We start from the raw sequence: 22,413 nt of genomic DNA, 5'->3' as shown, positions 1-22,413 counted from the left end.
AGGCGATTCGGGTTCTGCGCGTTCAGGTCGGGAGTGCGCTGGGGGCGGCCTTCGAAGACTGATCGGGTGCCGTTCGCTGTTGGCTGAGGGTGTGAGCGAGGCGGTAGGAGTCGGTGCCGGTTTCGATGATGTTGCCGCCGAAGGTGAGCCGGTCGACGATCGCGGCGCACAGCCGCGGGTCGGTAAAGGTCTTGGTCCAGCCGCTGAAGGCCTCGTTGGACGCGATCGCCACCGACGCCTTCTCCTCCCGTTCGGTGAGAACCTGGAACAGCAGTTCGGCGCCCCGTTTGTCGAGGGCCATGTAGCCGAGCTCGTCAATGCAGAGCAGGTCGACGCGGCCGTAGCGGGCAATGGTCTTGGTCAGGGCCATATCGTCGGCGGCTTCGACGAGCTCGTTGACGAGTTTGGTGGCCAGGACGTACTTGACCCGGTAGCCGGCCATGGCGGCTTCGGTGCCGAGAGCGATCAGGAGGTGGCTCTTGCCGGTGCCGGAGTCGCCGATGAGGCAGAGCGGCTGGCCGCGGCGGACCCAGTCGCAGGCGGCGAGGGTGTTGATCACTGCCGGGTCGATGTGGGGGTTCGCGTCGTAGTCGAAGGCGCGCAACGACTTCTCCCGGGGGAATGCGGCGGCGCGGATGCGGCGCTCGGATCGTCGGCGGGCTCGGTCGTCGCATTCGGCGAGCAGCAGCTCGGCGAGGAAGGCGCGGTAGGACTGCTGCTGGCGGGCGGCGGTGTCGGCGGTTTCGCTGAAGTGGGTGCGGATGGTCGGCAGCCTCAGCATGCGGCAGGCCTGGTCGATGGCGGTGTCGGCGGCCTGCTCGGTCAAGCCTCGCCGTGCGGGGGTGGCAACAGGTGCAGTCATGGGGTTCCCTTCGGGCGGGTGAGCAGCTGGTCGTAGGAGGTCACGTCCGGCAGCGGCCTGGTGTCCGGCGGGAGGTGGCTCAGCCGCTTCTCGGTGAGGGAGCGGATTGATTGCTGCCCGACCGCGGGGGCGGCATGGGCGTCCGGCGCCCTGACCGGAGACTGCAGGTCAGTGTCGGCTCGTTTGCGGGCTTCCAGGGCGACGGCGTCGGCGGTGAACGCACCGGCCTGCAGGGCGGCTCGGATGCCGGCGCTGATTTGGTCGGCGTGCAGGTGGCGGTGCAGCAGCAGCACCTCGATCAGCGCGCGGGTGCCGGCGGTGTCGCCGTGGGCCTTGCGGGCCGCCGCCCACCAGGCGTCGTGGGCGGGAGTGAAGGTGCCGGCGGCGCGGGCCTGCTCCAACGCGGTCGCCCCGGGCAGCGCGCCCGGCTTGCGGATCAGGGCCTCGAGGTAGTGGTCCAGCTCAAGTCGGCTGCCGCCTTTACCGAGCAGTCGTTGATGATCGGCGGTGGGAGTGCGGCCGTCGTAGATGGTGAGGTCGGAGGCGTTTAGCAGCACCCGCACCGGTCGGCCGATCAGCCGGGACGGCACCGAGTACCGGTTCGAGCGGACGGTGACCTGGGCGTAGCGGTCGACCCGCGGGGTGAGCCACAGCCCGGTCTCGAACGGTTCGACAGGCAGCGGTTTCAGCAGGGTCTGTTCGGCGGCGAAGGCCTCGCCGACGGTGTGCAGCCGGTGCCCGATCCGCCGGGCGTCGTCGGCGGTGTCGTAGCCGTCGATCAGGTCGTTGAGCTCGGCGATGGAGTCGACCTCGGGCACGGGAACCAGGTGGTTGCGGCGGAACCTGCCGATGTCGCCCTCCACGCCGCCCTTCTCGTGGGCTCCCTCGATGCCGGGCTGGCAGTAGAAGGCGTCGAGGTCGAAGTGGGACCGGAACGCGATCCACCGGTCGGTCTCGACCCGCTGGCGGGTGAAGCCGATCACCTGCGCGACGGCGGCCTTGAGGTTGTCGTAGCGGATCTTGCCGGCCGGTACTCCGCCGAGGGTCCGGAAAGCGTGTTGATGGCCTTCGAAGAACGCTTCCTGGCCGCCGGTGGCCGAGGCGCGGTGAACCGCCTTGCCCGAGTAGGACATCCGCAGCGCAAACAAGTGGCAGCTGACCAGGTCCCCGCGGAGCCGGACGCTGATCTCACCGAAGTCGACTTCGGCTTCCCGGCCGGGCAGATGGGTCTGCGGCACGAACACCTCGGAGGCGCCGCGATCCTGCTCGGCGCGGACTTCGGGTCGCCTCTTCGCGACGTAGGCACGCAGCGTGTCGTAGGAGACCCCGCTCATCTGGTGCTCGTCGACGAGCCGGTCGAAGATCCGGGTGGCGGTGTGGCGCTGTTTCCGTGGCGCGTCTAGATCGGCCACCAGCATCTCCTCGATGAGCGGCTTGAACGGATCCAACTTCGAGGCCCGCTGCGGATACTCCGCCCGGGGTGGCGGCCACGCCGACTGCGAGGCCGCCTTCACCGTCCGCCAGGTCACGTGGCGGGTGCGCTGGATCTCGCGGGAGGACAGTCCGGCCCGGAGGTCTCGCCGGATGGCGGCGAACACCTCCGTCGGAGACGGTGCCCGGTTAGGCGGCATCGGCGGCCGTCCGCGCTTTTCGCAGCGCGTCGGCCCAGGCGGTGAGCTGATCGAGCATGCGATGCAAGGTGTCGAGGTGGTGCTGCGGAGGGTCGAGGCGGGAGCCGTCGAAGTCGTCAAAGGCCGACAGCGCGACCTGGTCACGGACATCGGCAAGGTGCAGCTCGCCGACGATCTGGCGGAGGTGCTCCACGGCCCGGACGCCGCCGTTGATGCCGTAGCTGACGAAGCCGCAGGCCTTGTCATGCCACTCCCGATACAGGTAGTCCAAGGCGTTCTTCAACGCCGCGGTGGTCGAGTGGTTGTACTCGGGGGTGACGAAGACGAACCCGTCGTAGGAGGCGATGGTGGCGGCCCACCGACGGGTATGGGCGTGGACGTACTCCTCGGACATGGCGGCGGCGACCGGCTCGTCCAAGACCGGCAGCCGATGGTCGGCGAGGTCGACGAGCTCGTAGGAGGCGTCCCCGCGCCCCGAGGCGTGAGCGTGGACCCAACGGGCCACGATGTCTCCCCGTCGGCCCGGCCGGGTCGTTCCAACAATGATGGCAATGCGCAACACGAAAGAGCTCCTCTGGTGTGCTGGGTGGTGTGGGCGAGTGGAAGGTCCCGTGAGCGCCTAGAGCGCTTCGGCAATGTGGCGGCCCCAGTGGGGGCGTCGACCATCGACGTCGTCGATGCCGTACTCCTCGGCCAGGTCCCAAGAGGTCAGCACCTGCCCGGTCCGGTTCGCCACCTGCGGATCGGCGGCCAGCGCGGCGACGACCCGGCCAAGGAACCGAGGGGTCTCTGAGGCCAGGAAGTGGGGGTCTTGGGCGGCGGCATCAGTCCAGTTGCTCTCGGCCACCCCGAAGCCGTCCAGCATCGCCTCCGACCGCAGGAATCCGGGAGTGACGGCGAGGCAGGTGATCCCGTGAGGCCGCAACTCCTCGCTTTGGGCGAGAGCGAGCCGGTTCACCGCGGTCTTGGCCAGGTCGTAGGCCAGGTTGCCGCGGTACTGCGGACCGGCGCCATCGGTGATCTCCACGATCAGCCCTGCCCGGCGGGGCAGCATCAGCGGCACCGTCTGCTGGCTGGTGATCAGATGGGTCAGAACGGCCCGCTCCCACAGGGTTCTGACCTTGGTCAGGTCCAGCTCCCAGAACGGTGTGTCCCACTGCGTCAGCGGGTCACCACCCCACACGTCGTTGATCAGAACGTCCACGCGGCCGTGCGCGGCCCGGATCTGCGACACAACGGCGGCCACCTGGTTTGGGTCAGTGTGGTCGCAGACGACCGCGACTCCGTGGCCACCGGCGGCGGCCACCAGTTCCGCGGTCTCCTCGATGGTCTCGGGCCGGTTCATGTCCGAACCCGCCCCCCGGGTGCTGCGTCCGGTCACGTAGACCGTGGCCCCCAACGCCCCCAACTCGACCGCGATGCCGCGGCCCGCGCCCCGAGTGCCGCCGGCTACCAGCGCCACACAGTCGGACAAGACGCCAGCAGAGGTGGACTGTGGCGCTGGGTCGACGGAGCAGACGTTGGGAAGCGGTGTGTTCATATTGTTAGTAAACCATCATTCATTTACTAATGCTAGAGTGCCGCTCATGACCAGACCCCGCACTATGGCCGACGAAGACGTGCTGGCGGCCGCCGCGGACGCCGTGGCCGCAGTCGGGCCCGGTGCCATCACCCTCGCCGAGATCGGACGCCAGGTCGGACTGTCACCGGCCACCCTGCTGCAACGGTTCGGCTCCAAACGGGGACTGCTCCTCGCCCTGGCGCAACAGGCCGCTCAGACACTGCCCCGGGATCTGCGGCAGTCCGCCTCAGCCTCAGCTCCCGTGGCCGCCATGGTGAACACGTTCGCCGAACTCGCTGCCGGTGTCCGCACGTCCTCCGAGTTCGCCAACCACCTGGCCTTCTTGCTCCTCGACCTCGGCGACCCCGACTTCCGAGACCTCACCAGGACCTACGCCCTTGCCGTCGAAGCCGCGATCAGCGACGTCCTCGCCGCAGGCCAGGCATCCGGTGAGCTCCTCTCCGGACCGCTCGACGACGACCTCCCACGCCTGGTCCACGCCGCGTACAACGGCGCCCTCCTCACCTGGGGCATGACCGGCGAGAGCGAGCCTGCCGGACAGGTCAGGCGCCACCTCCACCAGATCCTCGACCCGTACCTAGCAGCCTGAGCACGCCAAGTGACACCAAGACCTGCCCTACCGCCGATCTCACCTCGTGACTCCTGAGTTCGTCCGCACACTGCGGTGGCCGGCGCGACCGACTCCCGACCACACCCGTAAGTGACTCCCAGATCAACCCGCATTCTCAGACGATCGACGGCATCAACCTGTTCCAGTTCTCGATGCTGCAGAAGCGGATCCAGGGCTCGCTGTACGGCAGCTGGTCGCCGCGCGTGGCGATCCCCAAGCTCATCGAGCTCTACAAGGACGGCAAGCTCCACCTCGACGAGCTCGCCACGCGTCAGTACAAGCTCGAGGACATCAACACGGCCTACGACGACATGTACGCGGGTCAGAACATCCGCGGCGTCGTCGTCCACGAGCACTGAGGACGGCAGGACCGGGCCGTCCGACGACGGACCACCGGAGGCCGGGCGCGAGCCGCGCCCGGCCTCCGCGCGCTCCGGCGGTCGGGATGCCGATGTCGGTGACCGGTGCCACGCTGGAGGCATGGAGAATCTGACAGCGGATCAGGTCCAGGACGCCGCCCTCACGGACTGGCGTCACCTCGTGAACAAGCTGCACTCCCGGTTCGAGACGGGTGACTTCGCCCGCGGGCTCTCGTTCGTCGCCGCGATCGGCGAGGTCGCGGAGGCGGCCGGCCACCACCCCGACGTCACCCTCACCTACCCGTCCGTGACCGTCAGCCTGACGAGCCACGACTCCGGCGGGATCACGCCGAAGGACATCGACCTCGCCCGCCGGATCAGCACGATCGCCTCGGCCGACGGCATCCCGGCGGCGCCGTCGGGCGTCGCGGTGGTCGAGCTTGCCCTCGACACCGCGGACCAGGGCGCGATCGACGCGTTCTGGTCCTCGGTCCTCACGGGCTCGCCGGACAACGTCGACGGCGACGAGATCGTCGACCCGTCGGGGCGCGCACCGACCCTGTGGTTCCAGCGCACCGAGCCGCACGACACCCCGCGCCAGCGCTTCCACCTCGACGTCCAGGTGCCCGCGGACGAGCTCGACGCCCGCGTCGAGGCCGCCGTCGCCGCCGGCGGCCGTCGCGTGGAGGACATGGGGCGCGGCCGCGCGTTCGTCGTGGTCGAGGACGCGGAAGGAAACCGCGCCTGCTTCTGCACCGTGCTCGATCGCTGACGATGCGCGGCCGGCCCTGGTGCGGACCCCTCGACGTCGAGGGGTTCGCCGAGGTGGCAGCGACCGACTGCGCGGACGCCGCCACCGCGCTCGCCCGCGCGCGGGGCTCCGCCGCGGTCGTCACGACCCGGCCCGGATGGGCGTGGGACGCCATCGCCACCGCCAACCACCTGCGCGTCGACGGTCGCCGGCGGATCGGGTTCGGCCCGCTCTCGGCGTTCTTCTCGGCCGCCGACGGCTGGGTCCGCACCCACGCCAACTACCCGCACCACTCCGCGGCCCTGCGCACGGCACTCGCGCTGCCCGAGGTCGCGGGACCGGACGACGCCGCCCGCGCGCTCGCCGACCTGCCGGCGCTCGAGGCCGAGGAGCGCGTGACCGCCGCGGGGGGACTCACCGTCGCCGTGCGCACCGCCGCGAACTTCTCCGGCACGGATGCCGCGGCCACACGTGGGACGCCCGGGCACCGCCCCGACCGCGGCCCCGGCGTCGGCTCCGCCACACGCCTGCCCCCGCTCGACGACGGCGACCTGCCCCTGGCCGGCCTGCGCGTCCTGACCCTCACCCGGGTGCTCGCGGGCCCGAGCGCGGCGCGCCTCCTCGCGAGCCTCGGGGCCGACGTGCTGCGGGTCGACCCGCCGGACCTGCCCGAGCTGCCGGACCAGCACCTCGACACCGGTTTCGGCCTCCGAACCGCCGAGTCCGACCTCACCGATCCGGCCGAGCTCGACCGGGTGCACGACCTGCTCAAGAGTGCCGACGTCCTGCTCACCGGGTACCGGCCCGGTGCGCTCACGCGGTTCGCCCTCGAGGGGCCGGGCGTCCGGGCGCGCCACCCGCACCTCACCGTCGTCTCGCTCAGCGCGTGGGGGACGGTCGGCCCGTGGGCGGGGCGCCGCGGGTTCGACAGCCTCGTGCAGGCGGCCTCGGGCATCGCGGACGTCTACCGGGCGGGCGACGCGGAGGATGCCGACGGGCGGGCGGGCGACGGGAGGTCGACGGCCGGCCGGCCGGGGGCGCTGCCCGTGCAGGCCCTCGACTACGTTACGGGCATCCGCCTCGCGACCTCGGCGATGCGGCTGCTCGCCGCCCGGGAGGAGGTGGGCGCCGGGTCCGCGCACCACGCCCTCGTCGACGCCGCCACCGAGCTCCTCGCCATGCCCGGTCCCGGCGGCACCCCCGACGACGACGCGCCCGAACTGGTCGAGGTCGACTCGCCGCACGGCCGGCTGCTCCACGTGCCGCCGCCGTTCGCGGTCGGCGGCGAGCGCCTCCCCCACCGGTGGCCGCCGCGTCCCTACGGCGGCGACCCGCTCGCGTGGGCGGCGGGCTGACCTCGGTCAGGCGCGGTTCCGCACGATCTGGGACGTCCCGGTCACCAGCACGGCGGTCCCGATGAGGGCGACGACGACCACCGCGATCACCATCCGCCGCTCGTGCGCCTCGCCCTCGCGGTCCCACTCCCAGGCGCCGTCGTCGGCGACGGCGACCTCGAGCTCCGACCCGCCCGCGGTGCAGCCGAGTGCGTGGTCGCCGGTCTCGTCCGCGTAGAACCGGGCGATCGCTGGTCGCTCGGAGTGCTCCCAGTTCGCGGCGACCTCGTACTCGACCTCCTCGCCGTCTGGCCCGGTGATCGAGCACGCGGGCTCCGCGTCGATCGGAGCCGACGACACGAGCACGTAGGGGCTGTCGCCGGAGAGTCGGTGACTCCCGCCCTCGACGGGTTGAGGCTCGCTCGCCACGAGATCGGGCGGAGCCCCCCGCGTGCCGCCGATGATCGCCACGGCGAACACGGCCAGCGTCCCGAGCACGAGCCACACGATCCCGAGCGCGATCAGCCCGAACCCGCGCCGACGACCCGTCCGACGACGACGCGCTCGCGCAGCGTCACTCTCCTCGGCGCCCGGTCCCCCAACTGTGTCCACACCCCGATCCTCGCAGGCCCGCGCCGTAGGAGCTGCAGCGCGCGGAGGCACCCTGCGCGCTGCCGGACACTGTGTGCACGTCACGCCGACCGGCGGCGGGCAGCGTCGCCGTCATGGGGACGCCGCCGCCCGCGCCGGCCGTGCCAGGCGGTTGCCGACCGCGTCAGGCGGTCTGGTCGCTGTGCTTCCCCTCGGCGATCTCCTCGACCGTCTTCGCGCAGAACGCGGCGAGGTCGGCCGGGGTGCGCGAGGTCATCAGACCGGCGTCGACGACGACCTCCTCGTCGACCCACTGCGCGCCCGCGTTCTTCAGATCCGTCGAGACGGTCGGCACGGACGTGAGGCGACGCCCCTCGACGACGCCCGCGTCGATGAGGATCCACGGCGCGTGGCAGATCGCGGACACCGGCTTGTGCTGGTCGAAGAACGCCCGGACGAACGTCCGCACGTCCGAGTTCCCACGCAGGGCGTCGGCGTTGAGCGTGCCGCCCGGCAGCACGAGGGCCTGGAAGTCGTCCGGGTTCGCGGCGAGGATCTCGAGGTCGACCGTGAAGTCGTCGCCCCGGTCCCAGTCGTGCCGCAGCGCCGTGATCGTGCCGGACTCGAGCGAGATGAGCGTGGGCTCGCCACCCGCCTTCTCGATCGCCGCCCAGGGCTCGGCCAGCTCGGACTGCTCGACGCCGTTCGTCGCGATGAACGCGACCTTCTTGCCGGAGATGCTCGGAGCCATGATCGGCCTCCCGTCTGATCGGTCCGGCCCGCTCGGGGCCGCGGTCACCTCCATGCAACCGAGTACCGGGCCCCTCCGCATCCCGGGGCGGGCGTGTCGCCGCCCGGATCAGCCCGGGGCGAACGACGACGACGCACCGCGCGAGGTCGTCGCCCGTCGTAGGCTCCCCGCATGCCCGAGCCCACCGCCGCACTCGCCCTGCGCGGCGTCACGCTCACCGCGGACCGGCCGCTCGTCGTCGTCCCGGTCGTCACCGCGGGCGACGCGGCGGAACGGGCGTCCGAGGCCGTCGAGGCCGGGGCGGACGTCGTCGAGTGGCGCATCGATCTCGCGTACGCGGTGACGGACGGGGGCACCGACCCCGCGCGCGCCGAGCTCGACGGGCGCACCCTCGACTCGGTCCTCGCCGCGTTGCCGGCCGTGGTCGCCGCGTGCGCGGGCGCGCCGCTCATGGTCACGTGGCGCACGACGTCGGAGGGCGGCGCCGGGGAGGCGTCGCCGGACGCGTATGTCCGGCTCGTGGGCGCCGTCGCCGCGGTGGACGGCGTCGATCTCGTCGACGTCGAGGCGGACCACCCCGCCGCGGCCGACGCGCTGGCTGTCGCGCGGGAGGCGCCCGCACGCCCGGCCGTCGTCCTCTCGCACCACGACTTCGACCGCACCCCGGCGCACCGCGAGATCGTCGACCGGCTCGCCGCCATGGAGGACGCGGGCGCCGACGTCGCGAAGATCGCCGTCACGCCGCGCACCACCGCGGACGTCCTCGCGCTGCTCACCGCCACCGCGGAGCGCGCCGCCGTCGCGCGCGTCCCCCTCATCACGATGGCGATGGGCACGCTCGGTGCCCCCACGCGCCTGGTCGGCGGCCGGTTCGGCTCGGCGGCCACCTTCGCGAGCCTCGCCGCGTCGTCGGCCCCCGGCCAGCTCCCGCTGCACTCCGTGCGCGCGACGATCGACGCCCTCGCCGCCACGGGCTGACACCAACGGACGAATGCCCGGCAGGCCGGGCACTCGCCGGCCGGGCACCCCGTCAGCCGCCTCCTCGGGGCGCGCGAAGCACGCGCAGCGCCGCCATCGCCTCGCCATGACCGGTTCATCGAACGGTCAACCGCCGGTCTTCCCTTGTGTGGCCCAGGTCGTTAGGTTGTCATGCGTCCGTTATGCATCGATCGAGAGAGAGCGCAGAGACATGGACGAACTCCGGAACTACGACTGGGTGGGACTGCTCGAGAAGGTGCTCGTCGCCCTCGTCATCCTCCTGGTCACGTGGATCATCGCCCGGCTGGTCAAGGCCGGTTTCGAGAAGCTCGTCGGACGGATCCCCGCGCTCCAGCGCGCCGGTCGTGACGGACAGAGCGTCGGCAGCTCGCTCGGGCAGATCGCCTCGTTGCTCGTGTGGATGTTCGGCCTCATCGCGATCCTGCAGGTCTTCCGCCTCGAGCAGGTCCTCGCGCCGATCCAGTCGATGCTCGACACGATCCTGTCCTACCTGCCCAACCTCATCGGTGCGGGAGCGGTGTTCTTCATCGGGCTGGTGCTCGCCCGCATCGTCCGCCAGCTCGTCGGCACCGCCCTCTACTCGGCCGGCCTCGACCAGCGCGTCGCGAAGCTGAGCGGCAACTCCACCGGCAACCCGGCGCCCGCGGGTGCTCCTGCCGGCGCGCAGGGCGCCCACGGCGCCGCGCCGCAGCAGCCCGGTCAGCAGCACGCGCCGCAGCAGGCCCCGCAGCAGGGCGGCCAGCAGACCAGCCTGACCAACGTCCTGGCCAACCTGGCGTTCGCCGTCGTGCTCGTCGTCGTGTCGATCTCGGCCCTGCAGATCCTCGGCATCTCGGCGATCTCGGACCCCGCCACCTCGATGCTGCAGACGGTCCTCGACGCGATCCCGAACATCCTCGCCGCCGCCGTGCTGCTCATCCTCGGCTGGGTCATCGCCAAGTTCGTCGCCCAGCTCCTCGAGTCCACGCTCGCCGGGCTGAGCATCGACCGCATCGCCGTCGAGCAGGGCATCGTCCCCGAGGGCCGCCGGGCCTCGAGCATCCTCGCCACGGTGGTCAAGGTGGTCATCGTCGTGTTCTTCGCGATCATGGCGACCCGCATGCTCGGCTTCCCGGAGATCACCGGGTTCCTCGAGGAGATCATCGCCGTCGGCGGCCGGATCCTCTTCGGTGCCGCGTTCGTCGCGGTCGGCGTCCTCGTCGCCACGCTCCTGCGCCGCGCGATCGGCACCGGCACCCCGGCCCAGATCGTCTACTGGGCGACCGTCGCGCTGTTCGCCGCGATGGGCCTGAGCTACATGGGCATCGCCGAGTCGATCGTCAACCTCGCATTCGGCGCCGTCGTCGTCGGCGGGGCTCTCGCCGCCGCGCTGGCCTTCGGCCTCGGGGGCCGCGACGCCGCCGCCCGCACGCTGAGCAAGGCGGAGCGGAAGATCGACGCCGGGACGCCCGCGGCCGGTGCCGGATCCGCCGCGCCGGGCACCGCGTCGGCGGGCCCGGCCGCCCCGGAGGGGCACCCCGGCGCCTGATAGGACACCCCCTGACGTGGGGCGCGCGGCCGTGGTCCGGTCGCGCGCCCCACGTGCGCGAACGCTCGCCCGAACCCGCGGCGAACCGCGCGTCCGGCGCCTAGGCTCGCCTCATGCCGACGGTCACCGCCCCCGACGACGGCGACCGGCGACCGGGCGTGACGGCCGGCCTCGCGGCGCCCACCGGGAGCGACGTCGGCCCGGAGCCCGAGCCAGGCGCGGCACCGACCCCGTGGACCGCGGACGCAGACGCGGGCACGGACACCTCGCCGCGGCTGCGCTCCTCACCGCTCGTCCGCCAGCTGCCGTTCGTGGCCGTCGCCGTCGTCGTCGGGTTCGTCCATGTGGCGACGGACCCCGAGATCCTCACGCAGGACCGGACGTTCGGGGCGTTCCTCCTCGTCCTCGCGGCCACGACGACGGCCGCGGCGATGCCGTGGCACCGACTGCCCACCTGGGCGCCGGCCGTCGTCCCGGTCCTCGACATCCTCGCGGTCGCGCTCCTCCTGTCCGAGTCGCTCGTCGTGTCCTCGATGCTCGTGCTGCCGGTCATGGTTCTCGCGCGCACGTTCCCCCGCACGGGCGTGGCGCCGGCGATCGCGCTGGGAGTCGCGGCCGCGTGGTCCCCGGAGATCGTCGACCTCGTCTCCTCGTCGAAGGCACTGAGGGTCGACCCGATCACGCTCCAGCGGCTCGTCATCATCCCGGCGGTCCTCGCGTCGACCGCGATCGTCGTCGCGGGCTCCGAGCGGCGCTCCACCGCCCGCCTCGAGCTCGTCTCCAGCCAGAGCCAGGTGGTCGAGGAGGCCCTCGCCGACTCGCGCAGCCAGCGCCGGCTCCTCGAGGCGGTCCTCAACACCGTCGACGTCGGCGTGGTCGTCCTCGACGCCGAGGGTCGGGTGACCCTGCGCAACCGCACGCTGGTCGAGCAGGACGCCCCCGTGCCCGGGGTCGGCGAGCTCGTCGACGACCCCGAGGTCCTGGCGCGGCACGACGGCCTCGTCCGCGGCGCGGACGGCGTCACCGAGCTCGGCGCGGACGAGCTCCCGAGCGTGCGGGTCGACCGCGGTGAGCGCGTCGTCCGCGAGATCATCTGGTGGGGCGCCCAGGAGCCCCGCTCGGCGCAGCGCGTCTCGGCCACCCGGCTGACGGACGAGAGCGGCGCCGCCGCCGGGTCGGTCCTCGTCTACCAGGACCTCACCAAGGAGATGGAGGCCCTCGCGCAGCGCGACGACTTCGTCTCCTCGGTCACCCACGAGCTGCGCACGCCGCTCACCTCGATCCTCGGCTACCTCGACCTCGCGCTCGAGGACCCCGACCTGCCCGACGACGTCCGCACCCAGCTCGACGTGGCCGTGCGTAACTCCGAGCGGCTCGAGCTGCTCATCTCCAACCTGCTCGTCGCCGCCCGCGAGAGCGCCGGGGCCACCCCGGCGCCCACCGGCCTGGTCGACCTCTCCGCGATCGTCGCGGACGTCGCCGAGAGCCAGGCACCGCGGGCGGCCGACGGGCGGATCTCGGTCGAGGTCGACGCCGACGAGCGGTGCGAGGTCGAGGCGAACGAGACCCGCCTCACCCAGATCGTCGACAACCTCGTCTCGAACGCCATCAAGTACTCCCGCCCCGGCGACCGCGTGCGGATCTCGACCTGGCGGACCCCGGACCAGGTCCATCTCGAGGTGGTGGACACCGGCATCGGCATCTCGGCGGGCGACCGGATCCGGCTGTTCAGCCGGTTCTACCGGGCGCCGTCCGTGCGCAGCGGCCCCGTGCAGGGCACGGGGCTCGGCCTGCACATCACCAAGGGGCTCGTCGAGGCCCTCGGCGGCACGATCACGCTCGAGAGCCGGCTCGGCGAGGGCACCACCGTCGAGGTCTCGCTGCCCGCGGCGGGTGCGTCATGACCCTCGACACCTTCACCCTCCAGGCAGTCACCGGCCTCGTCATCGCCACGGTGACGGTCCTGTTCGTCGTCGACGCCCGCGGCCGGGGGGAGGACACCGTCGACCAGCTCTGGGGCGGCGCACTCGCGGCGGCCATCACGGGCGCGATCACCTACGTCGTGGCCGCCGCCTCGCCCGCCATGTGGTGGGCCAACGCTCTCGGCAACGCCGCCACCGCGATGACGACCCCGCTCATGTGGAACGGCCTGCGCGCGTGGCGCGGGCGACCCCACCTGCTGTGGGTCTCGGGCGTGGCCGGCGCGTCCGTCCTCGTCATCACGCTGGTGGCGGGTCCGGACGCCGGGCCGTGGGGCGGGGCCTGGGCGATGCTCGCGGTGACCGCCGCCGGCGCCCTCGCCGGCGGCGCCACACTGGCCGCGGCGTGGCGCGGCCGTTCCCCCGTCGTGCGCCTGCTCGCGGTGCTGCTCCTCGCGGTCGCGGCGTTCTACGCCTTCCGCCTCGTCCTGCTCCTCGGCGCCGGTCCGAGGTCCGGGGTGTTCGAGCGCTGGGCCGGCACGTCCGTCACGTCGCTCGTCATCATGGTCCTCGTCATCTGCGCCGCCTTCGCCATGGTGAGCATGCGCGGGGAGGACCGCCGGCGCGTCGAGGTCGAGCGGTCCTCCTACGACCCGGCGACCGGCGCGCGCACGGTGGTCAGCTTCCGCCCCCGCGCGATCACGGCGATCGACGAGGATCGCGAGGCCCACCGGCCGGTGTCGATGGTCACCCTCGACCTCGACGACCACGCCCGCCTGCGGACCGCCTTCGACGCGGGGATCGCCGAGCACGCGGTCATCACACTGGGCGAGGTCGTCCGGCGCCTGGCCCCGCCGATGTCGCTCATCGGCCGCGAGCGACACCGCTCCGGGTTCGACGTCCTCCTGCCACGCCGCGGCCCTGCCGAGGCGCGCACGTGGGCGGAGCAGGTCCGCCGGGAGCTGGCGAAGGACTCCCTCGACGTCGACGGCGGGCACCTCCGGCTGCGCATCAGCGCGGGCGTGGCCTGCGACGACACGGCGGGCTACGACCTCGACGACCTCGCCCAGGTCAGCCGCGACGCCGCCGCGAGCTCCCGGTCCGGGGGCGGCAACCAGGTGCACGTCGCCTCCGTCGACGACGGCGAGTTGAGCCTGGCCTCCGTGGGCCGCAGCATCGGCGCACCACGCGACTGACCGCGCGGGCCCGACGACGCGGGGCCGGCGACGACGGCAGCCCTGGTGTCGCGAGCCGTCGTTCGCCGTCGTCGGGAGTGATACCCGGACCCCGGAACGGTCTGCGCTGACGAATCTTGAGGCGCACCACGACCGGGGGTGAACCCTGAGCAAGTCCTGAGGCGAACCTGAGGTGAACGAACGGTGACCGAGGGCGGGCGCTGAGGCGCGCGGGGGAATCTCCTCCCAGCAGCCCGGACAGGCCGGGCCGGCCCCCTCCCGAAAGGCCCATCATGTCGCGCTCGACCGCTTCCGCCACCCTCACCTCGAAGACCTGGAAGGGTGTCGCCGCCGGCGTCGCCGCCGTCGCCATCCTCGCCGGTGGCGGGGCCTCGTTCGCCGAGTGGCGCGCCTCCGCCGCGGCCGACAACGCGGCGACGATCACCTCCGGCGTCCTCGACATCAGCTCGAACAACAACGGCACGTGGACGAACCGTGCGGGCGTCGAGATCAACCCGGCCGAATACGTCATCGTCCCGGGCGAGGAGCTCACCTACACCGAGTCGATGACGATCGACGCCGAGGGCGACGGCCTCGAGGCGACCGTCAGCACGAACATCCCGAGCCACACCGGTGGCCCCGAGCTCGTCGCGGCCCTCCGCGACGCCGCCTCGCTCTCGGTCACCCTCGACGGCGAGACCTACGCGCCGATGTCCGAGACCGAGGGTCCGTCCGCGATCGTCCCGACGAACGACGGCGAGCAGACGGTCGGTATCGAGATCACGATCCCCTTCGACGCCGTCGAGCAGGTCGCCCAGGGCCAGCACGTCAACATCGGCGCCCTCGAGGTGACCGTCGCGCAGACCCCGATGGCCGGCTGACGCACCCGACCGATCAACCCCCCTGAACCCCCGAGAGGAGGACGACGATGAGCAGCACCCCCCGGCTCGGCCGCGCGGCACTCGCAGCGGCACTCGCCGTCGTCCTCCTCTCGGGATCCGGCGGCACCGCCGCCTCCTGGTCCGACTCGGTGACGAGCGCGGGATCGACGATCTCGTCGGGCCGGCTCGAGGTCGAGGCCGTCTCCTCGTCCGTCCTCGTCACGCGGCCGGGCAGCCCCACCCCCACGCCGCTCGCAACGACCGCGGTGCAGCCCGGGGACACGATCACCCTCACGTCGACCGTCCGCGTCCGCACGGCCGGCGACGCCCTCGACGCGCGCCTCGCGCTCGACGCCTCGGCCGCCACGCTCGTCGTCGGTGGTGTCGACCTCTCCGCCGGCGCCCACGTCGGCACGAGCAGCTCGCTCCCGTCCGCGGGCACCCACTCCTTCGCCGTCACGGGCTCCGACGACGGCGCCACGGCGACCGCGACCGTCGCCTGGACGATCCCCGCCACCACCGACGGCCGGCCCCGCGCCGCCGACCGGTCGAACTGGTGGGGCACGCGACTGCAGAACCAGTCAGTGGCCCCCGGCGGACTGCGCTGGACCCTCGTCCAGCAGTCCTGAACTCCCGCCCTGCCCGAACCACCCAGAACCTGCCCGAAGGAGAACCGATGAGCGCCGCGACCGCCACGCGCCCACGCCCCCGCACCCACCTGGTGCGTGCGCTGGTCGCGGCGCTCCTCGCCGTGGCGGCCGTGCTCGTCCTCCAGCCCTCGGGCTCCACCACGGCGGCCTGGAGCGACTCCGTCGACGTCGCCGGCGCCTCCGGCACCACCGGCTCCCTCTCCCTCGCCGTCTCCGGCGCCGTCACCGGCTCCGCCGTCGTCACGCCCGGCGGGACGGTCGCGAGCACCTGGTCACCGACCGCCGTGACGGTCGCGGCCGCGGGCGTCCCGCTCACCGTCGCCCAGCTGGCCGGCTCACGCCTCGAGTACCGCGTCCCGGCGGCGGGGGCCGCCTGCTCCACCACCGGCACGCCGCTCTTCACGGCGACGCCCACAGGCACCGGAACGAGCTTCACGGTCTCCGGCGGCTCCGCCCTCAGCGGTACGCGCACGCTCTGCGTCACGCTCGTCCCCGGCGACGCCCTGCGGGCGAGCTACGCGGGCGTCGCCCTCTCCGTCACGACGACGATCACCGCCGCCCAGTCCGGCACCGGCACGTGGACGGCCGGCCAGAGCTGGACCACCGCGCAGCAGCTGCCCGCCCCGCTGCCCGCCCTTCCGGAGGTCGACTCGTTCCGCTGCGGCCCCCTGTCGAACGAGAAGTTCGTCGATCTCCGCTGGGCCCTGACCGGAGCCTCGGGGTCCGCGTCCGTGCAGGGCTGGCGGGTGGAGCACCGCGTGGCGGCCTCCGACTGGACGACGATCTTCGACGGCATCGCAGCGTCCGCGCAGTCGTACCAGATCAAGTGGAACGACCTTCCGCAGCGCCTCCGCGTGAACAGCACCGGCAGCATCCGCATTGTCGCCGTGCTCACCGACGGCACACGGGTCGCGAGCAACGCCATCGGCCTCGACACCTCGACCCAACGCGGCGGGACCATGACCTGCTCCTGAGCAGCGCACCGCCCCGTCCCCCTCGACACCACCCACGCCGCGCCGTCAGAACCAGGAGCCCACCATGACCGTCCGCCGACTCGGCCGCATCGTCGCCGGCCTCGCGCTCGTCGCGATCATCGCCGTGCTCGGCGCCCTCGTCATCGTCCCCCGGCTCATGGGCTGGGTGCCGCTGACGATCCTCACCGGTTCGATGGAGCCGACGATCCCCACCGGCAGCCAGGTGGTCATCGAGCGCGTCCAGGGCGAGGAGGAGGCGAGCGAGCTCCAGGTCGGCGACGTCATCACGGTCATGCCGTACCCGAACGACCCCACCCTCGTCACGCACCGGATCGTCGAGCGCCGCGTCAGCGCCGACGGCGTCAGCTTCGTCACCCAGGGCGACGCCAACAACACGGCCGACGAGTGGGACGTCACCGCCACCCAGATCCGCGGCGAGGTCGGCTACCACGTGCCTTACGCCGGCTACGTGGCCTCCTTCCTCGACGGCGGTCAGAAGGCCACCGGCGCGATCCTCGCCGCGGGCGTGCTCCTCACCTACGCCGCCGTCCAGATCGTCGGCGCCGTCCGCCGTCGTCCCGAGGAGGACGCGGCGGCTGACGCGAGCACGGAACCGTCGACGTCGAGCCCCGTCCTCGGCGCAGCAGCCCCCGCGGAGGCGAGCCGGGACGCGGAGGCGAGCGCCGGCGTCGTCCCGACAGACGACGCGGACGCGGCGACCACGGTCCCCTCCGACGACGAGTACCCCGCCGTCCTGCCGCTCCTCTCGCCGGACGCCCCCGCGATCTCCGCACTGTCCCCCGACAGCGAGGACGCGGTCCACCACCGGTCCTACGCCCACGCCGGCCGATGACGACGGACGAGCAGGTCGTCGACGTCGCCGCGCTGCACCGCCTCGCCTCCGACGTCGGCACGGACGCGGCGTGCGACATGGTCGACCGCTTCCTCGACCTGCTCGAGGCTCGGCTCCTGCGGATCCGCCGCGCGCCGGACGCGGAGGAGCTGGGCGTCGCCGTGCTCAGTCTCGCCTGCTCCGCCTCGATGCTCGGTGCGGAGGCCCTCGCCGCGTCCGCGCGCTCGGTCCGGCTCGCGGACCTCGCCCCCGGCGAGATCACCCTGCCCGACGGCGAGAAGCGCGACGGCGCCGAGGCCCTCCAGCGGCTCGAGCACGTGGCGCGCCGCTCGGCCGGCGAGCTCTCCCGCCTGCCCGCCTGCTCCAGCTGAGACCGGGCGCCGCACCGGGCCCTACCGCGCGGGCACCATCCGGTAGCCGACACCGCGCACGGTCTCGATGAACCTCGGGGCGGCCGCGCCGTCGCCGAGCTTGCGGCGCAGGTTGGCGATGTGCACCTCGACGGCGCGGCGGTCGGGGTCGGTGACGTCCCGGGCGTGGTCGTCGGCGTCGCCCCAGGCGGCGCGCACGAGGGTGTCCTTCTCGACGACCCGGCGGCCCGCGCCCACCATCGCCACGAGGATGTCGAACTCGCTGCGCGTGAGGTGGACGGGAGCGTCATCGAGCGAGGTGAGCCGGGCGTCGACGTCGACGAGCAGGCCCCCGTGCCGCAGCACGCCGTCGTCGTCGGGGTCCGGGAGTGCTGCGGCCGGCGCATCGGGAGACCACGCGACCTGCACCACCCCGGCGACCGGCGCCGAGCTCGCCACCGTCGCGAGCGCGGGAGGCATCGCCGGGGGTGTCGGGGGGACGGACGCCGCGGGTGCGGCCGGCGCCGAGGCGGCCACCGGTGCGGAGGCCGCGACGGGCGGCGAGTCCGCCGAGCCGGCCACGGTGCGCGGACGCCGCAGCATCGCCTCGATGCGGGCGCGCACCTCGCGCGGCCGGAACGGCTTGGTCACGTAGTCGTCGGCGCCGGCCTCGAGGCCGAGCAGGGTGTCGATCTCGTCGGACCGACCCGTGAGCATGAGGACGTAGGTCGAGGAGAAGGTCCAGATCCGGCGGGCGACCTCGAAGCCGTCGATGTCCGGCAGGGAGATGTCGAGGGTCGTCACCAGCGGGTCGTGCGCCCGGACGGCGTCGACCCCCTCGAGCCCGGTGGGCGCGGTGTGCACCTCGAAACCGGCCTGACGCAGGGTCGTCTCGAGCAGGAACCTGATGTCGGCGTCGTCCTCGACGACGACGGCGGTCCTGACCTCAGAGATCACGTCACAAAGTTATCAAACCGACGACCTGCAGCGACACCCCCGACCGGTGCTCGGAACGTGTGTCGACGTGCCTTTCGTCGCGCGCGAATCCCACGGAAACACCAGCCTCGCGTAGTACTCTCGCAACTCCCCCCACAATTCACGCTCGGCACCCCCTCGCGCCCACTGGATGTAGGACGAGAATGTCGGCGCGCGGAACGAGACGAAGGTGGACCTGTGGAGCTGACCGACTACGTCGCCGTCATCCGACGACGGTGGCCGATCGTCCTGGTCGTCACCCTGCTCTGCCTCGCCGCCTCGCTGGCCGCGAGCCTGCTCGCCACCCCGCGGTACACGTCGAGCTCCGAGGTGTTCTTCGCGGTCCAGGGCGGCGACTCGGTCAGCGACCTCGCCCAGGGCTCGACGTTCGCCCAGCGACAGATGACCTCGTTCGCCGAGGTCGCCACCTCCCCGCTCGTCCTCGAGCCGGTCGTCGAGGAGCTCGGCCTCGACATGACCCCGGGCGAGCTCGCGGGGATGGTCACCGTCAGCGTCCCGCAGGACACGGTGATCCTCGAGGTCTCGACGACGTCGACGAGCCCCGACGACGCCGCCGCGATCTCCAACGCGGTCGCCAACCAGCTGGCCAGCACGTCCGCCGCGCTGTCCTCGCCCGACGGTGGGGAGACCGCGCCCGTCCAGGCCACCGTGATGACGCCGGCCCAGGTCCCGGGCTCGCCGTCGTCGCCGGACGTCGTCCGCAACGCCGCGCTCGGCCTCGTGCTCGGCCTCCTGCTCGGACTCGGTGCCGCGTTCGTCCGGCACCTCGCGGACACCCGCGTGCACACCGAGGAGGACATCGAGCCCCTCACCGACACGCCCGTCATCGCCGCAGTGGCGATCAAGGAGAACGCCGAGCGCGACCGGGTCTTCGTCCACGACGACCCGCACGGGCCCTCCGCCGAGGCCGTCCGCCGGCTGCGCACCAACCTCCAGTTCGTCGACCTCGGCGACGGCCCCAGCTCGATCGTCGTCACGTCCTCGCTGCCGGGCGAGGGCAAGTCGACGACGGCGATCAACCTCGCCGCCTCGCTCGCGGACACCGGGGCGCGCGTGCTCCTCATCGACGCGGACCTGCGGCGCCCCTCGGTCGCCGACTACCTCGGGCTCGAGGGCGGCGTCGGGCTGACCACGGTGCTCATCGGGCGCGCGTCGCTCGAGGACGTCGTCCAGCCGTGGCAGGACACGTCGCTCGACATCCTGCCCACCGGGCAGATCCCGCCGAACCCGAGCGAGCTGCTCGGCTCGCAGTCGATGCGCACGCTGCTCGCCGAGGCCACGAGCTCCTACGACGCCGTCCTGCTCGACAGCCCGCCGATCCTGCCCGTCACCGACGCCACCGTGCTCAGCGGCATGACCGGCGGGACGCTCGTGGTGGCCGGCGCGAACCAGATCCACAAGGGCCAGCTCGCCGACTCCCTCGAGTCGCTCGAGGCCGTCGAGACGCACGTGCTCGGCATCGTCCTCAACCGGGTCGCCCGCACCGGCAACCGCTACTCCTACACCTACGCGGGGTACCGCCCCCTCGACGCCGACGAGGCGCCGAGGGCGGGCACGACCACCGCCGCCTCGGGCCCGCGGGCGGTGGCCCCGCGCCGCGCCACCGCCCCCGCACCCCGACGCAACCGCCGCACCCGCGCAGCGTCCTGAGGACCGGAGACGTGAGCACCGCCGACGTGGGCACCGCCGCCGCGCCCGAGCTGCGCATCCTCACCGTCTGCACCGGCAACATCTGCCGCTCGCCCGCGGCCGAGCGGCTCCTGCGCCACCGGTTCGGTGCCGGCTCCGGCATCGAGGTGACGAGCGCCGGTGTCGGAGCCCTGGTCGGCGCACCGATCGACGAGCCCGTCGTCCGGCTCCTCACCGACCGCGGTGTCGACACGACGGACTTCGCCGCCCGGGCGCTGACCGAGCGCATCGCCAGTTCGAGCGACATCGTCCTCACCGCCACCCGCGAGCACCGCGCCGCGGTCGTCGAGGTGGCACCCGCCCTCGTGCGCCGGTCCTTCACGCTGCTCGAGCTCGCCCGCCTCGTCGGTCAGGTCGACGAGGCCGACCTCGTGGCCAGGGCCGGTGACGACGCGACGCCGGCCGCGCGACTCAAGGCTCTCGCCGCGCTCGCCGCCCGGCACCGCGTCCAGGTTCCCCGCGAGCTCGATGACGTCGCGGACCCCTACCGCGGCAGCCCGGAGGAGTACCGGGTCGCGATCGACGCGGTCGCGGAGGCCGTCGACACGATCGCCGACCGGGTGCTCGGCCGCGCCTGACGGCGCGGTCCGCACCTCGTCCGGCCCGCCGGTCCGAATCCGGCCGACAGACCGGTCCGGCCTAGAGGACCTCCTCGTCGAGGCGCTCGGCGACCTCCGGGTTCTCCTCGAGGTACTCGGCCGCGCGATCCTCGGCGATCGCCTGGTTGAGCTCGTCGAACGTCTCGTAGTGGAGGTTGACGATCGACTGCCGACCGTCCGGGCTCCAGCCCGTGCCGGCCACGGGCGCGGTGAGGAACGTGACGTCGTCAGGCCGCACGTCGCGCATCGACAGCCCGAGGGTCGTCATCTGGCTCACGGAGAGGTTCTCGTCGACGGCGACGGTCCCCGCCACCACCTGCGCGAAGTCGTAGAGGGCCGCGGGGCGACGCAGGAGGTTCTCCCGGAAGACGGCGGACATCATCGCGCGCATCCAGTTCTGCTGGCGCTGGACACGGCCGAAGTCGCCGCCGGGGATCGAGCGGTTCCGCGCGTACAACAGCGCCTCCTCGCCGTCGAGGAGGTGCGTGCCGGGCTCGAGGTCGACCGCGCGGCCGTCCCGGGTCGTCCCCTCCATGCCGTTGGGGAGGTCGATCTCGACCCCGCCGAGCTCGTCGGTCAGCTGGGCGAACGACTCGAAGTCCGTGACGGCGAAGTGGTCGATCGGGATGTTCGTCAGGTCCTCGATCGTCTGCACCATGAGGCCCGGCCCGCCGAACGAGAACGCGGCGTTGACCTTGTTGTCCCCGTGCCCGGGGATCGGCACCCACGAGTCGCGCGGGATCGACATGACGACGGCGGACTGCCGGTCGCCGGACAGGTGGACGATCATGATCGCGTCCGTGCGCTGCCCGCCGACCTCCCACTGGGTGGGGTCGCCGGCCGAGATCCGCGAGTCGGATCCGAGCACGAGGAAGTTGACCGGCGTTCCGCTGCCCTCCTCGGGCTCGACGTGGGTGGGCCGGTCGGTGACGGACTCGAAGACGTCCGGGATGCGCTCGACCTGGGACTCGATCCGGTGCTGGACGTACCTCAGCGCGCCGTACGCGCCGCCGACGAGGACGAGCACGATGACGAGCGAGGCGATGAGGGCCTTCCGGCCGCCCCCGCCCTTGCGTCGGCGACGATGCCGGCCGCCCGCCGCCTCGTCGTCGCTGTCGCTGAACGGGATGACGTCGTCGTCCGGATCGTCGGAGTCGTCGTCCGCGTCGTCGGAGGAGTCGCCGTACCGGTCGTCGTCGGAGCGCCCGTCCTCGTCGCGTCGTTCGTCGTCGGAGACCTCGTGGTTCGTGGTCTCGTCGTCCGACGGCTCGTCGGGCGTGCGGCTGGCGTCCTTGTCCGGCGTCGAGCTGGTCACACCGATCCCTCATG

The 22,413-nt window shown here is 72.8% G+C and carries 23 protein-coding genes; 15 read left to right on the top strand and 8 right to left on the bottom strand.

What is annotated here, in order from left to right:
- Positions 1–22: 22 nt before the first annotated feature.
- The 4 genes from istB to AC24FB_RS09010 are packed head-to-tail and all read right to left on the bottom strand — an operon-like array spanning position 23 to position 4,033.
- A complete protein-coding gene (istB, locus tag AC24FB_RS09025; protein WP_425715307.1) occupies positions 23–862 on the bottom strand; it encodes an IS21-like element helper ATPase IstB in 840 nt (279 codons plus the stop codon).
- On the bottom strand, positions 859–2,493 hold the full coding sequence (gene istA / locus AC24FB_RS09020; RefSeq protein ID WP_425715306.1) for an IS21 family transposase: 1,635 nt from the start codon (positions 2,491–2,493) through the stop codon (positions 859–861). The genes istB and istA overlap by 4 nt, the downstream gene beginning before the upstream one ends.
- Positions 2,483–3,055 (bottom strand): NADPH-dependent FMN reductase, encoded by a 573-nt coding sequence (locus AC24FB_RS09015; protein ID WP_425715305.1) that lies wholly within the window; start codon positions 3,053–3,055, stop codon positions 2,483–2,485. Before AC24FB_RS09015 ends, istA begins: the two co-directional genes overlap by 11 nt.
- A 57-nt stretch (positions 3,056–3,112) precedes the next feature.
- A complete protein-coding gene (locus AC24FB_RS09010) occupies positions 3,113–4,033 on the bottom strand; it encodes an SDR family oxidoreductase (protein WP_425715303.1) in 921 nt (306 codons plus the stop codon).
- Between the two features lie 46 nt (positions 4,034–4,079).
- Here AC24FB_RS09010 and AC24FB_RS09005 point away from each other — a divergent pair, with 46 nt between their 5' ends.
- The 4 genes from AC24FB_RS09005 (at position 4,080) to AC24FB_RS08990 (ending at position 7,150) form a co-directional block, all read left to right on the top strand.
- On the top strand, positions 4,080–4,664 hold the full coding sequence (locus AC24FB_RS09005; protein WP_425715302.1) for a TetR family transcriptional regulator: 585 nt from the start codon (positions 4,080–4,082) through the stop codon (positions 4,662–4,664).
- 173 nt (positions 4,665–4,837) lie between these two features.
- On the top strand, positions 4,838–5,044 hold the full coding sequence (locus tag AC24FB_RS09000; RefSeq protein WP_425715301.1) for a hypothetical protein: 207 nt from the start codon (positions 4,838–4,840) through the stop codon (positions 5,042–5,044).
- 121 nt (positions 5,045–5,165) lie between these two features.
- Positions 5,166–5,816, top strand: a complete 651-nt coding sequence (locus tag AC24FB_RS08995) for a 4a-hydroxytetrahydrobiopterin dehydratase (protein ID WP_425715300.1) — start codon at positions 5,166–5,168, stop codon at positions 5,814–5,816.
- Positions 5,817–5,869: 53 nt separating this feature from the next.
- Positions 5,870–7,150: a CoA transferase gene (locus AC24FB_RS08990; protein ID WP_425715299.1), complete on the top strand. Its 1,281-nt coding sequence runs from the start codon at positions 5,870–5,872 to the stop codon at positions 7,148–7,150.
- 6 nt (positions 7,151–7,156) lie between these two features.
- On the opposite strand, the gene AC24FB_RS08985 is transcribed toward AC24FB_RS08990, so the two are convergent.
- Positions 7,157–7,741 (bottom strand): hypothetical protein, encoded by a 585-nt coding sequence (locus tag AC24FB_RS08985; RefSeq protein ID WP_425715298.1) that lies wholly within the window; start codon positions 7,739–7,741, stop codon positions 7,157–7,159.
- 163 nt (positions 7,742–7,904) lie between these two features.
- The gene (locus tag AC24FB_RS08980; RefSeq protein ID WP_425715296.1) at positions 7,905–8,471 is read right to left on the bottom strand and encodes a type 1 glutamine amidotransferase domain-containing protein; all 567 of its coding nucleotides are present in this window, start codon (positions 8,469–8,471) and stop codon (positions 7,905–7,907) included.
- Between the two features lie 171 nt (positions 8,472–8,642).
- Between AC24FB_RS08980 and aroD the strand changes: the two genes are divergently transcribed.
- The 9 genes from aroD (at position 8,643) to AC24FB_RS08935 (ending at position 17,821) form a co-directional block, all read left to right on the top strand.
- On the top strand, positions 8,643–9,449 hold the full coding sequence (gene aroD, locus AC24FB_RS08975; RefSeq protein ID WP_425715295.1) for a type I 3-dehydroquinate dehydratase: 807 nt from the start codon (positions 8,643–8,645) through the stop codon (positions 9,447–9,449).
- 211 nt (positions 9,450–9,660) lie between these two features.
- A complete protein-coding gene (locus AC24FB_RS08970) occupies positions 9,661–10,998 on the top strand; it encodes a mechanosensitive ion channel (protein WP_425715294.1) in 1,338 nt (445 codons plus the stop codon).
- A gap of 113 nt (positions 10,999–11,111) precedes the next feature.
- Positions 11,112–12,902 carry a sensor histidine kinase gene (locus AC24FB_RS08965; protein WP_425715293.1) on the top strand — a complete coding sequence of 597 codons (1,791 nt, stop codon included), beginning with the start codon at positions 11,112–11,114 and terminating at the stop codon, positions 12,900–12,902.
- The gene (locus tag AC24FB_RS08960) at positions 12,899–14,113 is read left to right on the top strand and encodes a GGDEF domain-containing protein (RefSeq protein ID WP_425715292.1); all 1,215 of its coding nucleotides are present in this window, start codon (positions 12,899–12,901) and stop codon (positions 14,111–14,113) included. The genes AC24FB_RS08965 and AC24FB_RS08960 overlap by 4 nt, the downstream gene beginning before the upstream one ends.
- 272 nt (positions 14,114–14,385) lie before the next feature.
- Positions 14,386–14,973 (top strand): alternate-type signal peptide domain-containing protein, encoded by a 588-nt coding sequence (locus AC24FB_RS08955; RefSeq protein WP_425715290.1) that lies wholly within the window; start codon positions 14,386–14,388, stop codon positions 14,971–14,973.
- Between the two features lie 47 nt (positions 14,974–15,020).
- Entirely contained in the window at positions 15,021–15,602 is a 582-nt protein-coding gene (locus tag AC24FB_RS08950) for an alternate-type signal peptide domain-containing protein (RefSeq protein ID WP_425715289.1), read from the top strand.
- 47 nt (positions 15,603–15,649) lie between these two features.
- Entirely contained in the window at positions 15,650–16,597 is a 948-nt protein-coding gene (locus AC24FB_RS08945) for a hypothetical protein (RefSeq protein WP_425715288.1), read from the top strand.
- A gap of 64 nt (positions 16,598–16,661) precedes the next feature.
- Positions 16,662–17,450 carry a signal peptidase I gene (locus AC24FB_RS08940; protein WP_425715286.1) on the top strand — a complete coding sequence of 263 codons (789 nt, stop codon included), beginning with the start codon at positions 16,662–16,664 and terminating at the stop codon, positions 17,448–17,450.
- Positions 17,447–17,821: a hypothetical protein gene (locus AC24FB_RS08935; protein WP_425715285.1), complete on the top strand. Its 375-nt coding sequence runs from the start codon at positions 17,447–17,449 to the stop codon at positions 17,819–17,821. Before AC24FB_RS08940 ends, AC24FB_RS08935 begins: the two co-directional genes overlap by 4 nt.
- A 21-nt stretch (positions 17,822–17,842) precedes the next feature.
- Here the strand turns inward: AC24FB_RS08935 and AC24FB_RS08930 are convergent, their stop codons facing one another.
- Positions 17,843–18,757 carry a response regulator transcription factor gene (locus AC24FB_RS08930; RefSeq protein WP_425715284.1) on the bottom strand — a complete coding sequence of 305 codons (915 nt, stop codon included), beginning with the start codon at positions 18,755–18,757 and terminating at the stop codon, positions 17,843–17,845.
- Positions 18,758–18,973: 216 nt separating this feature from the next.
- Between AC24FB_RS08930 and AC24FB_RS08925 the strand changes: the two genes are divergently transcribed.
- Complete coding sequence (locus AC24FB_RS08925; protein ID WP_425715283.1) at positions 18,974–20,446, top strand: tyrosine-protein kinase domain-containing protein; 1,473 nt, start codon at positions 18,974–18,976, stop codon at positions 20,444–20,446.
- An 11-nt stretch (positions 20,447–20,457) separates the two neighbouring features.
- The gene (locus AC24FB_RS08920; RefSeq protein ID WP_425715282.1) at positions 20,458–21,063 is read left to right on the top strand and encodes an arsenate reductase/protein-tyrosine-phosphatase family protein; all 606 of its coding nucleotides are present in this window, start codon (positions 20,458–20,460) and stop codon (positions 21,061–21,063) included.
- A 61-nt stretch (positions 21,064–21,124) separates the two neighbouring features.
- On the opposite strand, the gene AC24FB_RS08915 is transcribed toward AC24FB_RS08920, so the two are convergent.
- Positions 21,125–22,399 (bottom strand): LCP family protein, encoded by a 1,275-nt coding sequence (locus AC24FB_RS08915; RefSeq protein WP_425715281.1) that lies wholly within the window; start codon positions 22,397–22,399, stop codon positions 21,125–21,127.
- Positions 22,400–22,413: the final 14 nt, after the last annotated feature.

It is taken from the genome of Georgenia sp. Z1344 (assembly GCF_057652375.1).
The sequence above is the reverse complement of the archived record's forward strand: the minus strand, read 5'-3'. Positions and strand labels throughout refer to the sequence as shown.

Coding starts and splice junctions, on each gene's coding strand:
- aroD (WP_425715295.1), top strand. CDS start 8,643: ATGCCCGAGCCCACCGCCGCACTCGCCCTGCGCGGCGTCACGCTCACC.
- AC24FB_RS08945 (WP_425715288.1), top strand. CDS start 15,650: ATGAGCGCCGCGACCGCCACGCGCCCACGCCCCCGCACCCACCTGGTG.
- AC24FB_RS08995 (WP_425715300.1), top strand. CDS start 5,166: ATGGAGAATCTGACAGCGGATCAGGTCCAGGACGCCGCCCTCACGGAC.
- istA (WP_425715306.1), bottom strand. CDS start 2,493: ATGCCGCCTAACCGGGCACCGTCTCCGACGGAGGTGTTCGCCGCCATC.
- AC24FB_RS09010 (WP_425715303.1), bottom strand. CDS start 4,033: ATGAACACACCGCTTCCCAACGTCTGCTCCGTCGACCCAGCGCCACAG.
- istB (WP_425715307.1), bottom strand. CDS start 862: ATGACTGCACCTGTTGCCACCCCCGCACGGCGAGGCTTGACCGAGCAG.
- AC24FB_RS08970 (WP_425715294.1), top strand. CDS start 9,661: ATGGACGAACTCCGGAACTACGACTGGGTGGGACTGCTCGAGAAGGTG.
- AC24FB_RS08955 (WP_425715290.1), top strand. CDS start 14,386: ATGTCGCGCTCGACCGCTTCCGCCACCCTCACCTCGAAGACCTGGAAG.
- AC24FB_RS08960 (WP_425715292.1), top strand. CDS start 12,899: ATGACCCTCGACACCTTCACCCTCCAGGCAGTCACCGGCCTCGTCATC.
- AC24FB_RS08980 (WP_425715296.1), bottom strand. CDS start 8,471: ATGGCTCCGAGCATCTCCGGCAAGAAGGTCGCGTTCATCGCGACGAAC.
- AC24FB_RS08950 (WP_425715289.1), top strand. CDS start 15,021: ATGAGCAGCACCCCCCGGCTCGGCCGCGCGGCACTCGCAGCGGCACTC.
- AC24FB_RS09000 (WP_425715301.1), top strand. CDS start 4,838: ATGCTGCAGAAGCGGATCCAGGGCTCGCTGTACGGCAGCTGGTCGCCG.
- AC24FB_RS08940 (WP_425715286.1), top strand. CDS start 16,662: ATGACCGTCCGCCGACTCGGCCGCATCGTCGCCGGCCTCGCGCTCGTC.
- AC24FB_RS08935 (WP_425715285.1), top strand. CDS start 17,447: ATGACGACGGACGAGCAGGTCGTCGACGTCGCCGCGCTGCACCGCCTC.
- AC24FB_RS08965 (WP_425715293.1), top strand. CDS start 11,112: ATGCCGACGGTCACCGCCCCCGACGACGGCGACCGGCGACCGGGCGTG.
- AC24FB_RS09005 (WP_425715302.1), top strand. CDS start 4,080: ATGACCAGACCCCGCACTATGGCCGACGAAGACGTGCTGGCGGCCGCC.